This window comes from Streptomyces sp. CA-106110 (assembly GCF_050936285.1).
Taxonomy (GTDB): domain Bacteria; phylum Actinomycetota; class Actinomycetes; order Streptomycetales; family Streptomycetaceae; genus Streptomyces.
In genome coordinates, this window is the sequence record NZ_JBNJNB010000001.1 from 4,148,118 (window position 1) to 4,161,784 (window position 13,667).

At 70.1% G+C, this 13,667-nt stretch carries 9 protein-coding genes; 2 read left to right on the forward strand and 7 right to left on the reverse strand.

Annotated elements, in window-relative coordinates; translation table 11 throughout:
• Positions 1-13: 13 nt before the first annotated feature.
• The gene (locus tag ACQEXA_RS19150) at positions 14-940 is read right to left on the reverse strand and encodes a proline dehydrogenase family protein (RefSeq protein WP_432932909.1); all 927 of its coding nucleotides are present in this window, start codon (positions 938-940) and stop codon (positions 14-16) included.
• Positions 941-1,101: 161 nt separating this feature from the next.
• Between ACQEXA_RS19150 and ACQEXA_RS19155 the strand changes: the two genes are divergently transcribed.
• A complete protein-coding gene (locus ACQEXA_RS19155; protein ID WP_432932907.1) occupies positions 1,102-2,310 on the forward strand; it encodes a PucR family transcriptional regulator in 1,209 nt (402 codons plus the stop codon).
• Here ACQEXA_RS19155 and ACQEXA_RS19160 read toward each other — a convergent pair.
• A complete protein-coding gene (locus ACQEXA_RS19160; RefSeq protein ID WP_432932905.1) occupies positions 2,307-2,915 on the reverse strand; it encodes a TetR/AcrR family transcriptional regulator in 609 nt (202 codons plus the stop codon). The two genes, ACQEXA_RS19155 and ACQEXA_RS19160, sit on opposite strands and share 4 nt — an antisense overlap.
• Before the next feature lie 95 nt (positions 2,916-3,010).
• Here ACQEXA_RS19160 and ACQEXA_RS19165 point away from each other — a divergent pair, with 95 nt between their 5' ends.
• Positions 3,011-4,549 carry an MFS transporter gene (locus ACQEXA_RS19165; RefSeq protein ID WP_432932903.1) on the forward strand — a complete coding sequence of 513 codons (1,539 nt, stop codon included), beginning with the start codon at positions 3,011-3,013 and terminating at the stop codon, positions 4,547-4,549.
• A gap of 69 nt (positions 4,550-4,618) precedes the next feature.
• Here ACQEXA_RS19165 and serA read toward each other — a convergent pair whose 3' ends face one another.
• The 5 genes from serA to ACQEXA_RS19190 all read right to left on the reverse strand — a co-directional run bounded on the left by serA (position 4,619) and on the right by ACQEXA_RS19190 (position 13,305).
• Positions 4,619-6,220, reverse strand: coding sequence for a phosphoglycerate dehydrogenase (serA, locus tag ACQEXA_RS19170; RefSeq protein WP_432932901.1), 1,602 nt, complete (start codon positions 6,218-6,220; stop codon positions 4,619-4,621).
• Between the two features lie 267 nt (positions 6,221-6,487).
• Complete coding sequence (gene ilvC / locus ACQEXA_RS19175) at positions 6,488-7,486, reverse strand: ketol-acid reductoisomerase (protein ID WP_432932899.1); 999 nt, start codon at positions 7,484-7,486, stop codon at positions 6,488-6,490.
• Positions 7,487-7,628: 142 nt separating this feature from the next.
• Complete coding sequence (gene ilvN, locus ACQEXA_RS19180) at positions 7,629-8,153, reverse strand: acetolactate synthase small subunit (RefSeq protein ID WP_359394964.1); 525 nt, start codon at positions 8,151-8,153, stop codon at positions 7,629-7,631.
• An 18-nt stretch (positions 8,154-8,171) separates the two neighbouring features.
• Positions 8,172-10,052, reverse strand: coding sequence for an acetolactate synthase large subunit (locus tag ACQEXA_RS19185; protein WP_432932896.1), 1,881 nt, complete (start codon positions 10,050-10,052; stop codon positions 8,172-8,174).
• A gap of 226 nt (positions 10,053-10,278) precedes the next feature.
• Positions 10,279-13,305 (reverse strand): putative bifunctional diguanylate cyclase/phosphodiesterase, encoded by a 3,027-nt coding sequence (locus ACQEXA_RS19190; RefSeq protein ID WP_432932894.1) that lies wholly within the window; start codon positions 13,303-13,305, stop codon positions 10,279-10,281.
• Positions 13,306-13,667 lie beyond the last annotated feature (362 nt).

Consider the following 13,667-nt stretch of genomic DNA (forward strand, 5'->3'; position numbering starts at 1 on the left):
CGGGTGTTCGGGCTCAGCCCTTGCTGACCATCGAGCGGACGAAGAAGCGCAGGTTCGCGGGCTTCTCGGCGAGACGGCGCATGAAGTAGCCGTACCAGTCGGTGCCGTACGCGGTGTAGACGCGCATACGGTGACCCTCGGCGGCCAGGCGCAGGTGCTCCTCGCTGCGGATGCCGTACAGCATCTGGAACTCGTACTCGTCCAGCTTGCGCCCGGCGCGCCGGGCGAGTTCCTGCGCGATGGAGATGATCCGCGGGTCGTGGGAGCCGATCATCGGGTATCCCTCGCCGTCCATCAGCGTCTTCAGGATGCGGACGTACGCCTTGTCGATCTCGTGCTTCTGCTGGTACGCGACCGACGCGGGCTCCTTGTACGCCCCCTTCACGATACGCACCCGGCTGCCGCTCGCGGCGAGGCGGCGGGCGTCCTCCTCGGTGCGGAAGAGGTAGGCCTGGATCACACAGCCGGTCTGCGGGAAATCCTTCCGCAGCTCCTCGTGGATGGCGAACATCGAGTCGAGGGTGGTGTGGTCCTCGGCGTCCAGGGTGACGGTGGTGCCGATCGCCGCGGCGGCCTCCACGACGGGGCGCACGTTGGCCAGGGCCAGCTCGTGACCGCCGGGCAGCGCCTGGCCGAACATGGAGAGCTTGACGGACATCTCGGCCTTCGTACCAAGCTCCAGGTCCCTCAGCCGGTCGATCAGCCGCAGGTAGGCGTCCCGCGCGGCCGTGGCCTGCGCCGGGGACGTGATGTCCTCGCCGACGACGTCCATGGTGAGCTCCAGGCCCCTGCCGGTGAGCTCCTCGATGACGGGGACGATCTGGTCCACGGTCTCGCCGGGAATGAAGCGGTCGACGACCTGCTTGGTCACCGGGGCCGCCGAGATCAGACGGCGCATCCGGTCGCTGCGCGACGCGGCGAGAATCACGGGACCCAGCACGGGGCACCTCCACAGGGGCAACAGGAGGCCGAATCCCGACGACTCGGGTACGGCACGGAGAACCACCGTGAAACCTAAGGATTCCTCCGATCGTCGGCCATCGACAGCTGTCACGCATCCGTGCCCTGGATCTCAGACGTTTGTATGAGACGGCTTGGAAAATGCGGGAGAATACCCGTGTGGCGGATGTCTTCAAGGCTGGCCGTGGCGACTACCAGGAGCTCGTCGACGAGATCTCGGCGCTGCTCGGTGCCCCCGCGACCCTGGAGAACCGTGACTTCGAGCTGATCGCCTTCGCCGCGTACGACAGCGACGGCGAGTTCGACGAGGCGTCCCTCGACCCGGTCCGCACCCGCTCGATCCTCACGCGCCGCTCCACGGCTGCCGTGCGCCGGTGGTTCGAGGGCTTCGGAATCGCCCACGCCACCGGACCTGTCCGCATTCCGCCGACCCCGGAGGCGGGCGTCTACCGCGGAAGGATCTGTCTGCCGGTACGCCATCGGGGTGTCGTCCTCGGCTATGTGTGGCTGCTCGCCGACGAACCGGGCCCGTCCGAGGCGCAGCTGTCGGCGGCGATGGAGGTCGCCGCCCGTATCGGGGGTCTCCTCGCCGACGAGGCGCAGGCGGGCGCGGATCTGACGCGGGAACTGCGCGCGGTGCTCACCGCGGAGCGCGGCTGGCAGCAGGAGGCGGCGGTGGCCGAACTGCGTGCGGCGCTGGGAGCGCGGGCGGAGGGACTGCACACGCTGGTCTGTGTCGCCCCCTGGCCCTCTGCCGACCCGGACGACGCCCCGTCGGCCCGTACGATCCCGGCCGCGACCGCGCTGTGCACGGTGCCGTGGGGCAACTCGGGCCAGAGTCTGGCCCTGCTGGTGCGGTTGCGTTCGGCCGATGTGCTCACGCCGGCGCTGACGGCCGCGGCCCGGCTGCTGCGGGACGCGCAGGGCGCGGGCGCCGGGCGGGCGGCTGCGGGGGTCGCCGGAGTCCGGCACGGCCTCGGCGAGTTGGGCACCACCTGGCAGGAGGCGTCGGGGGCGGCCCGCGCGGCACTGGCGGAGTCCCGGCTCGGCCCGGTCGCACAGTGGCCGGCCATCGGCCCCTACCGCCTGCTGACCGCGCTCCCGCCCGAGACGGCCCACGACCCTGCGGTACGCGCGTTGCTCACCCCCGCCCACCGCGAACTCGCCCGCACGGCCGAGGTGTTCCTGGACTGTGCGGGCCAGGCCGGACGCACCGCCGCCGAACTGGGCATCCACCGCCAGACGCTGTACTACCGGCTGTCCCGCGTCGAGCAGCTCACCGGCCTGGACCTGGACGACGGCGAGGACCGTCTGCTGCTGCACATGGCGCTGAAGGGGGCGCGGCTCTAGGCGCCTTCGGGCGTGCGGTCCCCGGTGGCCGACTCGACCACCCGGCGCAGGCCCTCGGCGAGCTGATCGCCACTGGTCGCCGTGTCCGGGTCGAAGATCCACTGCACCATGAGCCCCTGGAGGAGGGTCTGGTAGAACCGGCCCTCGGTGTCGACGGTCTCCTTGCCGAACTCCGCCTCGGGCAGGTCGTGGAACAGGGGCAGCAGTCCTGAGCGGCCTTCCTCCTGCGCCTCGGCCAGCAGTTTGCGCACCTCCGGCAGCCGGTCGCCCTGAAGGATGAGTTCCAGGCTTAGCAGCAGGACGGCCCGCGACTCGGGCAGCGACCGGATGATGTTGCTCCACACCTCCTGGAAGCGCTCCAGCGAACCCGGCGACGTCCTCGTCTCGCCGCCCGCGCCCCAGCCGGGGTCGAATCGGTCGCCCATCCCCTCGACCAGCGAGACGTACGCCTTCACCAGCAGCGCGTCCTTGGAGCCGTAGTGGTAGCCGATGGACGCCAGGTTGGTCCCCGACTCCTTGACGATGTCGCGCGCCGTCGTGCGCATGAAGCCCTTCTCCAGCAGGCAGCGCTTGGCGCCCTCGAGCAGATCCTCACGGTGTCCCATGCGGTCACCCTACTCCGATTCAGACAACCGTCCTAGACGAGCGAATTATACGCTCGTACTAGACAAGCGTTTAAGACGTCCGTACAGTCCTCGACATGACGAACTCGACGAGCACGAGCAACAACCTCCGCGCCCCGAGCGCCCCGGCCCGGGCCGGCCGCCGCGAATGGACCGCGCTCGGCGTCCTGATGCTTCCGCTGCTGCTGGTCTCGATGGACGTCTCCGTCCTCTACTTCGCGATCCCGGCGATCACCGCGGACCTGGAACCGAGCAGCACGCAGCAGCTGTGGATCTTCGACATCTACGCCTTCGTCCTCGCCGGACTGCTGATGACGATGGGGTCCCTGGGCGACCGCATCGGCCGGCGCCGGCTGCTGCTGATCGGCGCGGCGGCCTTCGGCACCGCCTCACTGGTGGCGGCGTACGCGAACAGCGCCGAGACCCTGATCGCGGCCCGCGCGGTCCTCGGCATCGGCGGCGCCACCCTGATGCCGTCCACGATGGCGCTGATCCGCACGATGTTCACCGACCCCGGTCAGCGCGCCAAGGCGATCGGCCTGTGGTCCGGCGTGATGACGGCCGGTATCGCGCTCGGCTCGGTGATGAGCGGAGTGCTCGTCCAGTACTTCTGGTGGGGTTCGGTCTTCCTGGTCAACCTGCCCGCGATGGCCCTGCTCCTGGTCCTCGGCCCCGTCCTGCTCCCCGAGTCGAAGGACCCCCGGCCCGGCCGCTTCGACCTGCTCGGTGTGCCGCTGTCGATGGCCGCGGTGCTGCCCTTGATCTACGGCCTCAAAGAGATCCCGGCCAACGGATGGCACGTCCAGTACGTGCTGTCGCTGACGGTGGGCCTGCTGTTCGCGGCGCTGTTCGTGCACCGCCAGCGTACGTCGGCGTCCCCGCTCGTCCCTCCGGTCCTCTTCCGCTCGCGCGGCTTCGCTCCCGCCCTCGCCCTCAACCTGATCTCGTCCTTCGCCATGCTGGGCTCGGCGTACTTCACCACCCAGTACCTGCAGTCGGTCCTCGGCAAGAGCGCCCTGGAGGCCGCGCTGTGGGCGCTGCTCCCGTCCGTGCTGATCGGCTTCGCGGCCCCCGTGACCACCCAGCTGGTGCAGAAGGGCGTGGACAGGGCCCATGTCGTCACGGCCGGGTTCGCCGTCGCGGCCTGCGGCTACGGGATGCTGGCGCTCGCCGGCACCGACTCGATGTGGCTGGTGCTGGCCGGGGCGGGCGTGCTGGCCGCCGGAATCGTCACCGTGATCTCGCAGATGATGGACCTGGCCATGGGCGCCGCACCGGCGGAGCGGGCGGGCGCCGCGTCCTCCCTGATGGAGACGGGCGCCGAGTTCGGCGGTGCACTGGGCATGGCGGTCCTCGGTTCCATCGGCACCGCGGTCTACCGCCACCGCATCCCGGCTTCGGCCCCCTCCCCCGCCCACGAGACGCTGGGCGGAGCGCTCGCGGCGGCCCGCTCGATGCCGGGCCGGGCGGGAGCCGAACTGCTGGCCACGGCGCGTGAGGCGTTCACCAGCGGTATGCAGTCGGCGGCGATCACCGGAGCCGTCCTGCTGCTGGCCGCGGCAGCACTGGCCACGGCGACCCTGCGGGGCATCCGGGTGCAGGACACCCAGGAGTAGACGACGGACGACACGACGGGGCCCGGGCCACCTCAGGTGGCCCGGGCCCCGTCGCTGATCGCGTGGGCGTCAGACGAGGTTCACCGAGCGCGCCGACGTGGCGCCGATCTCGTCCGCGACCTCCGTCAGGACGTTCTGCGGAACCGCGGAGTCGACCGTGAGGACCGCCAGTGCCTCGCCGCCGGCGATGTCACGAGCCACCTGCATGCCGGCGATGTTGATACCGGCCTCGCCGAGGATGCGGCCCAGGGTGCCGACCACGCCGGGGCGGTCGGAGTAGCGGAGCACGACCATGTGGTCCGCGAGCGCCAGGTCCACGTCGTAGTCGCCCACCGCCACGATCTTCTGGTGGTTCTTCGGGCCGGTCAGCGTGCCGGACACCGCGACCTCCTCGCCGTCGGCGAGCGTGCCGCGCACAGTCACCACGTTGCGGTGGTCGGTGGCCTCCGAGCTGGTGGTCAGGCGCACCTCGACACCGCGCTCCTGGGCGAACAGCGGCGCGTTGACGTACGAGACCGTCTCGGCCACCACGTCCTCGAACACACCCTTGATCGCGGACAGTTCGAGCACCTTCACATCGTGCTGGGTGATCTCGCCGTAGACCTCGATGTCGAGCCGGACGGCCACCTCGCCCGCGAGCGCGGTGAAGATACGGCCGAGCTTCTCGGCGAGCGGCAGACCCGGCTTGACGTCCTCGGCGATGACACCGCCCTGCACGTTCACCGCGTCGGGCACCAGCTCGCCGGCGAGCGCGAGGCGCACCGACTTGGCGACCGCGATACCGGCCTTCTCCTGCGCCTCGTCGGTGGACGCCCCCAGGTGCGGGGTGCAGACGACCTGGTCGAGCTCGAACAGCGGCGAGTCCGTGCACGGCTCCTTCGCGTACACGTCGAGGCCCGCGCCGGCGACCCGGCCCTCCTTCAGCGCCGAGTACAGCGCCTCCTCGTCCACGATCCCGCCGCGGGCGGCGTTGACGATACGGACGGACGGCTTGACCTTGTGCAGCGCCTCGTCGCCGATCAGACCGAGGGTCTCGGGGGTCTTCGGCAGGTGGACGGTGATGAAGTCGGAGACCTCGAGCAGCTCGTCCAGGGACAGCACCTTCACGCCCATCTGCGCGGCCCGGGCCGGCTGGACGTAGGGGTCGTAGGCGACGACCTTCATGCCGAACGCGGACATGCGCTGCGCGACCAGCGCGCCGATCCGGCCGAGGCCGACCACGCCCAGCGTCTTCTCGGCCAGCTCGACGCCCGTGTACTTGCTGCGCTTCCACTCGCCGTTCTTCAGCGCGGCGTTGGCCTGCGGGATGTTGCGGGCGCTGGAGAGGATCAGACCGCAGGCGAGTTCCGCGGCGGTCACGATGTTCGAGGTGGGGGCGTTGACGACCATCACGCCGGCCTTGGTGGCGGCGGAGACGTCCACGTTGTCGAGGCCGACGCCGGCTCGTGCGACGGCCTTCAGCTTGCCGGCGGCGGCGATGGCCTCGGCATCGACCTTCGTCGCGGAGCGGATCAGGATGGCGTCGACGTCGGCGATCGCCGACAGCAGCTCGGCGCGGTCCGCCCCGTTGCAGTGACGGATCTCGAAGTCAGGGCCAAGGGCATCGACGGTCGCAGGCGACAGCTCTTCAGCGATGAGTACCGTGGCTTTTCGACTGGGGTACGAGCTCACGTGAGTCCTCACAAGTCCAATGCGGACGGCCGTCCCGACGGCCGCAGGCGGTGGAGGGGTGCTAGCCGCGTGGAAGACGCACGACGCTGTGGGCCTGAACGCGATTGTTGTGCAGCAGTCTAGTGGCGCTGGGTGTGACATATTGCGCCGCTGCGGAAGGATCACTCGTCCGTGGCTGGACGGGCTGGACAACGTCTGGTTCCAGAGATTACCCCTGGTTCGCCGAAGGGGCCGGAGCGAACGGCTCCGGCCCCTCGGGCACGAGGCTCAGGCCTCCTCGTCGACCCAGCTCATCAGCTTGCGCAGCTGCTTGCCGGTGGTCTCCAGCAGGTGCTCGGAGTCCTGCTGCTTGTACTCGTTGTACTTCTTCAGACCGCCGTGGTACTCGTCCATCCAGTTCTGGGCGAACGAGCCGTCCTGGATCTCCGCGAGGACCTTCTTCATCTCGGCCTTGGTGGCGTCGGTGATGATGCGCGGACCGGTGACGTAGTCGCCCCACTCGGCGGTCTCGGAGATCGACCAGCGCATCTTCTCCAGGCCGCCCTCGTACATGAGGTCGACGATCAGCTTCAGCTCGTGCAGGCACTCGAAGTACGCGATCTCCGGCTGGTAGCCCGCCTCGGTCAGCGTCTCGAAGCCCGCCTTGACCAGCGCGGTGGTGCCACCGCACAGCACGGCCTGCTCGCCGAAGAGGTCGGTCTCGGTCTCCTCGGTGAAGGTCGTCTTGATGACGCCGGCACGGGTGCCGCCGATGCCCTTGGCGTACGACAGGGCCAGCGCGAAGGCGTTGCCCGAGGCGTCCTGCTCGACGGCGACGATGCAGGGCACGCCGCGGCCCTCCTCGTACTGGCGGCGCACCAGGTGGCCCGGGCCCTTCGGGGCGACCATGCACACGTCCACGCCGGCCGGGGGCTTGATGAAGCCGAAGCGGATGTTGAAGCCGTGGCCGAAGAACAGCGCGTCGTCGTCCTTCAGGTTCGGGGCGATGGACTCCTCGTAGACCTGGGCCTGGATCGGGTCCGGCACCAGGATCATGATGACGTCGGCCTCGGCGGCGGCCTCCGACGGGGTCACCACGCGCAGGCCCTGCTCCTCGGCCTTCTCCTTGGACTTGGAGCCCTCGTGCAGACCGACGCGCACGTCGACGCCCGAGTCACGCAGCGACAGCGCGTGGGCGTGGCCCTGGCTGCCGTAGCCGATGACCGCGACCTTGCGGCCCTGGATGATGGACAGGTCGGCGTCAGCGTCGTAGAACAGCTCGGCCACTTTGGGTTCTCTCCTTGGTGTGCAGGTGTTGCGTCCACCGTATGCCGGTGGGGGGAAGTGACGTTTCGGGGTCTCGGAATACGGGCGGGCGGCGGGTCGCCGGCTCGCCCGTATCCGGTCGTACGGGAATCCTCCGCGACCGCTAGGCCGACCGGTCGAGGGCGCGCAGGGAACGGTCCGTGATCGAGCGCGCGCCGCGGCCGATCGCGATCGTGCCGGACTGGACCAGCTCCTTGATGCCGTACGGCTCCAGCATCTTGAGCATGGCGGACAGCTTGTCGCTGCTGCCGGTGGCCTCGATGGTGACGGCCTCCGGGGAGACGTCCACGGTCTTGGCGCGGAACAGCTGGACGATCTCGACGATCTGGGAGCGTGTCTCGTTGTCGGCGCGCACCTTCACCAGAACGAGTTCACGCTGGACGGCCTGCGTCGGCTCCAGTTCGACGATCTTCAGTACGTTGACGAGCTTGTTGAGCTGCTTGGTGACCTGTTCGAGCGGCAGGTCCTCGACGTTCACGACGATGGTGATGCGGGAGATGTCGGGGTGCTCGGTCACGCCGACCGCGAGCGAGTCGATGTTGAAGCCGCGACGGGAGAACAGGGCGGCGATCCGGGCGAGGATGCCGGGCGTGTTCTCGACCAGGACCGAGAGGGTGTGCTTGGACATGGTTCTCACTCAGCTCTCTCAGTCGTCCTCGTTGTCGCCGAAGTCGGGACGGACGTCCCGCGCGGCCATGATCTCGTCGTTGGAGGTGCCGGCCGCGACCATCGGCCAGACCATCGCGTCCTCGTGGACGATGAAGTCGACGACGACCGGACGGTCGTTGACGGAGTTCGCCTCTTCGATGACCTTGTCGAGGTCCGCCGGGGACTCGCAGCGGATCGCGTAGCAGCCCATGGCCTCCGACAGCTTCACGAAGTCGGGGACGCGGGTGCCCGCGCTCGGCTGCTTGGCAGGGCCCTCGGCGGAGCTGCCGTTCAGGCCGGCCGGGCCCGAGTGCAGCACCGTGTTGGAGTACCGCTGGTTGTAGAAGAGGGTCTGCCACTGGCGGACCATCCCGAGGGCGCCGTTGTTGATGATGGCGACCTTGATCGGGATGTTGTTCAGGGCGCAGGTGGTCAGCTCCTGGTTGGTCATCTGGAAGCAGCCGTCGCCGTCGATCGCCCAGACCGCGCGGCCCGGGGCGCCGGCCTTCGCGCCCATCGCGGCCGGCACCGCGTAGCCCATCGTTCCGGCGCCGCCGGAGTTCAGCCAGGTGGCGGGCTTCTCGTACTGGATGAAGTGCGCGGCCCACATCTGGTGCTGGCCGACGCCCGCCGCGAAGATCGTGCCCTCGGGCGCGAGCTGTCCGATGCGCTCGATGACCTGCTGCGGGGACAGCGAGCCGTCCTCGGGCAGGTCGTAGCCGAGCGGGTACGTGCGGCGCCAGCGGTCCAGGTCGGTCCACCATGCGGTGAAGTCGCCCTTGTGGCCCTCGCTGTGCTCCCGCTGCACGGCCTGGATCAGGTCCGCGATGACCTCGCGGGCGTCACCGACGATCGGCACGTCCGCGGCACGGTTCTTGCCGATCTCGGCGGGGTCGATATCGGCGTGGACGATCTTGGCGTGCGGGGCGAAGCTGTCCAGCTTGCCGGTGACGCGGTCGTCGAAACGGGCTCCGAGGGCGACGATCAGGTCGGCCTTCTGCAGCGCGGTGACGGCGGTGACCGCACCGTGCATGCCCGGCATCCCCACGTGCAGCGGGTGGCTGTCGGGGAATGCGCCGAGCGCCATCAGGGTGGTGGTGACGGGCGCTCCGGTGAGCTCAGCGAGGACCTTCAGTTCGGCGGTGGCCCCGGCTTTGAGGACGCCGCCGCCGACGTAGAGGACGGGGCGCTTCGCGGAGGTGATCAGCTTGGCGGCCTCGCGGATCTGCTTGGCGTGCGGCTTGGTGACCGGGCGGTAGCCGGGCAGGTCCATGACGGGCGGCCAGCTGAAGGTGGTCTGCGCCTGCAGGGCGTCCTTGGCGATGTCGACCAGGACCGGTCCCGGGCGGCCGGTGGAGGCGATGTGGAAGGCCTCCGCGATGGTCCGGGGAATCTCCTCGGCCTTGGTCACCAGGAAGTTGTGCTTGGTGATCGGCATCGTGATGCCGACGATGTCGGCCTCCTGGAACGCGTCCGTGCCGATCGCCTTGGAGGCGACCTGCCCGGTGATCGCGACCAGCGGCACCGAGTCCATGTGCGCGTCCGCGATCGGGGTGACCAGGTTGGTGGCGCCGGGTCCCGAGGTCGCCATGCAGACGCCGACCCTGCCGGTGGCCTGCGCGTAACCCGTGGCCGCGTGGCCGGCGCCCTGCTCGTGCCGCACCAGCACGTGCCGCACCCGCTTGGAGTCCATCAGCGGGTCGTACGCCGGAAGGATCGCACCGCCGGGAATGCCGAATACCGTCTCGGCGCCGACCTCCTCGAGCGAGCGGATGAGGGACTGCGCACCCGTGACGTGCTCGGGGGCAGACGGATGGCCTCCGGATCGGGGCCGGGGCTGCGGGTGATGGGCCCCGGTGGCCTGCTCGGTCATCGGCATTCTCTTCTCGATGCTGAGGGTTTTTGCGAGGTTTGGGCGTTGTTCGACTGGTGCGTGTGCAACAAAAAACCCCTCGTGCCGTTGGGCAAGCGAGGGGAGCGCGCCGGGTGTGGTCGCTGGGTGTTCCGGTTCATTTCCGGTGGGTCCCAGCTCAGCCGACGCGCTGTCCAAGTACGAGAATTCGGGAGCGCATGGCACTGACCCTCCCCCCGGCACACCGTCACTGTCAAGTGGGTGGGACAGGAGTCTCATTATGTGAGCGTAGGCCCGTCCCGCCTCCGAAAACGGCAGGCACACCACTGGTGTACACCTCGGGGGCCCCTCCGGCGAAGGCCGGCTCCGCGGGGCCATGCGGAACCGGATAGCGGCCGGAAGTCAGCGCCCGGCGCAGCCGGTACTCGTCCAGCGGTCCGGAAAACGCCATGCCCTGACCGTGTGTGCAGCCCATCGCGCGCAGCGCGACGACCTGCTCGGGCAGGTCCACGCCGTCGGCGATCGACTGCAGACCCAGGTCGGTGGCGATGCGCAGCAGCCCGCTGGTGATCTTGTGCAGCCGCGCGGACTCGACGACCCCCTCGACCAGGCTGCGGTCGAGTTTCAGTACGTCCACGGGGAGCCTGCGCAGCGCCGTGATGGCCGCGTAGCCGTTGCCGAAGCCGTCGAGGGCGATACGGACGCCGATTCTTCGCAGCGCACCGAGTCTGCGTTCCAGCTCGTCCAGGCAGACCCGGGGATCGGGGTCGGACAGCTCGATCACCAGGGAGCCCGAGGCCAGTCCGTGCCGGGTGAGCAGAGCCTCGACGGAGCCGAGTGGCAGCGGGCGGTCGAGGAGCCGGCGGGCGTTCACCCGGACGGCTACGGGCACGGCCAGGCCCGCCGCGGTGCGCTCGGCGGCCTGCTCGACGGCCTCCTCCAGCACCCAGCGGCCCAGCTCGGCGGTCTTGTCGCTGTCCTCGGGGACCCGCAGGAACTCCATCGGGGTGAAGAGCACGCCCTGAGAGGAGCGCCAGCGTGCCTGGGCACTGACCGTCGCGATCCGGCCATGCTCGAGCGACACCACCGGCTGGTGCAGCAGAGTGAACTCGCCGCCGTGCAGCGCGGCCCGCAGCCGGGTGGCCAGCTCGGCCTTGCGTACGACGTCCTGCTGCATCTGGGGCGCGTAGAGCTGCACACGGCCCTTGCCCGCGGCCTTGGCCCGGTACATGGCGAGGTCGGCGTTGCGCAGCAGCTCGCCCGCGCCGAGGCCTGGTTCGGCGAAGGCCACACCGATGGACGCGGCCACCCGGACATCGTTGCCGTCGATGTCGTACGGCTGCGAGAGGGTGACCCGGAGCCGGTCGGCGAGCTCGACGATGTGGCGTTCACGCGCGGCGCGGTCCCGGCTGCCGTCGCCGACAATCAGGGCCGCGAACTCGTCGCCGCCCAGCCGGGCGGCGGTGTCGCCCTGCCGTACCGCGTCCTGGAGCCTGCGGGCGGCCTGGACGAGCAGCTCGTCCCCGGCCTGGTGCCCGATCGTGTCGTTGACGGCCTTGAAGCCGTCGAGGTCGATGAAGAGAACCGCCGTATTGCGGAGGGCGGGGCCGCGGTCGGAGGCGCGGCGGCCGGACAGTGCCTGCTGGACGCGCTTGGTGAACAGGGCGCGGTTGGGCAGGTCGGTGAGCGGGTCGTGCTCGGCGTTGTGCTGCAGCTGCGCCTGGAGGCGGACTCGCTCGGTCACGTCCCGGCTGTTGAAGATCAGTCCGCCCTCGTGGCGGTTGACGGTGGACTCGACGTTGAGCCAGCCGCCGGTGCCGGACCTGAAGCGGCACTCGATGCGGGTGGTGGGCTCCTCGATGTGGCTGGCGGCGAGGAAGCGGCGCACTTCGTGCACCACGCAGCCCAGGTCCTCGGGGTGGATGAGGGCGGCGAGCTCGGTGCCGACGAGGTCGTCTGCGGACCGGCCGTAGACGCCGGCAGCGGCCGGGGAGACGTACCTGAGGATGCCGCTGGGCGCGGCGATCATGATGACGTCGCTGGAACCCTGCACCAGGGAGCGGAAGTGGTTCTCTTTCTGCGCGAGTTCCTGGGCGAGGGTGATGTTGTCCAGCAGCATGATGCCCTGGCGGACGACGAGCGCGAGGACGACGGCGCCCGCGGTGACGAGCACCACGCGGTCGACCCGGTGGCCGTTGAGGATGTTGTAGAGGATCCCCAGCGTGCAGACGGCGGCGGCCAGGTACGGCATGAGCGCGGCCAGTGATCCGGAGATCGGGCGCGTGGCCGGGTAGCGGTCGGGATCCTGCGGAGGCCCGGCCGGGTGCCCGCCGGGCCCGGGGTCCTGCGGGAGTGAGGGGCGGCGCTCCTCGGTGACCCCGTACGTGTACTCCGCCCGGCGGGGCGTTCTCGCCTGTTCCGGCTGCCGCTGCTGCGGTACGTGCTCGTGCGCGTCGCGCGCGTGGCCGTCTTCCTCGGGCTGTCCGGGCCGGGCACCGACCCAGGGCGCGTACGCGAGCAGCAGCGAGCCGGAGAACCAGCCCGCGTCCAGCAGCTGGCCGGAGTGGTAGCTGTTGTGCAGCAGCGGTGAGGTGAACAGCGCGTCGCACATCACGGTCAGCGCGAGTGCGCCGATGGCGGTGTTGACCGCGGAGCGGTTGACCGCCGACCGCCGGAGGTGGAGCGCGACCACCATGCTGATCAGGGCGATGTCCAGCAGCGGGTAGGCGAGCGACAGCGCGGTGTGCGCGACGCTCGGCCCGTCGAACTTCGCCGCCTGGGCGAGCGCGAGGCTCCAGGCCAGTGTGAGCAGCGAGCCGCCGATGAGCCACGCGTCGAGCGCGAGGCATACCCAACCCGCCTTGGTGACGGGCCGTTTGGCGAGCACGAGCAGTCCAACGATGGCGGGCGGAGCGAAGCAGAGGAAGAACAGGTCGGCGTAGCTCGGCGAGGGGACGGGACGGCCGAGGACGACCTCGTACCAGCCCCAGACCCCGTTGCCGAGCGCCGCCATGAGGGAGGAGAGTGCGAACAGCAGCCAGGCCGGGCGGAATCTGCTGCGGCTGCGGCGGGCGTAGAGGAGGCAGGAGACCGACGCGCCGCCGGCCGCGGCGCTCAGCCCGAAGTCGCCCATGAACAGTGCGACGCTCCGGGAGCCCCAGCCGACCGTGGCACCGACGGCGTATCCCGCGCAGACCAGGGCCAGGACGAGTTGCGGAACCACGCGCGTCCGGCCTTCGGACACCGGACGGCGGGCCAGCAGTGCTCCGGGGGAGCTCACCGGGTCCTCCAGGTCCGGGGCGCCGCCGGATCCCGCTGGGCCCGGTGCGTTGGATGGGAGTGCCTTTTGCGGCCACCGTGCCTGCGCGGGTGGTGATGACCACCGTGACCCCGTCTGCGCGTCGTCGCTCGCCAGGGTCGCCGCCCGCGGCCCCGCCGCGTCGGATCGTTCGTCCATAGGCCGTGCATCGTCTGTCGCCCCCCTCGCATGTCTGAAAGTTCCGTCCCCGGCGCCGTGCGGTGCGCGGCGCTGCCCCTGTCGGGACGATACACCAGCATCGTCACTCAGGGACATAGCGCCTCTACGCTCCGTGACGACCAGGGAAAATAACCGCACGTTGCGTGCACGGAGAACTGCGGAGT

Bases quoted from the DNA above. Each gene is read 5' to 3' on its own strand.
- ACQEXA_RS19155 (WP_432932907.1), top strand. From the start codon at position 1,102: ATGCGGGAGAATACCCGTGTGGCGGATGTCTTCAAGGCTGGCCGTGGC.
- ACQEXA_RS19160 (WP_432932905.1), bottom strand. From the start codon at position 2,915: ATGGGACACCGTGAGGATCTGCTCGAGGGCGCCAAGCGCTGCCTGCTG.
- ACQEXA_RS19165 (WP_432932903.1), top strand. From the start codon at position 3,011: ATGACGAACTCGACGAGCACGAGCAACAACCTCCGCGCCCCGAGCGCC.
- ilvN (WP_359394964.1), bottom strand. From the start codon at position 8,153: ATGTCCAAGCACACCCTCTCGGTCCTGGTCGAGAACACGCCCGGCATC.
- ACQEXA_RS19185 (WP_432932896.1), bottom strand. From the start codon at position 10,052: ATGCCGATGACCGAGCAGGCCACCGGGGCCCATCACCCGCAGCCCCGG.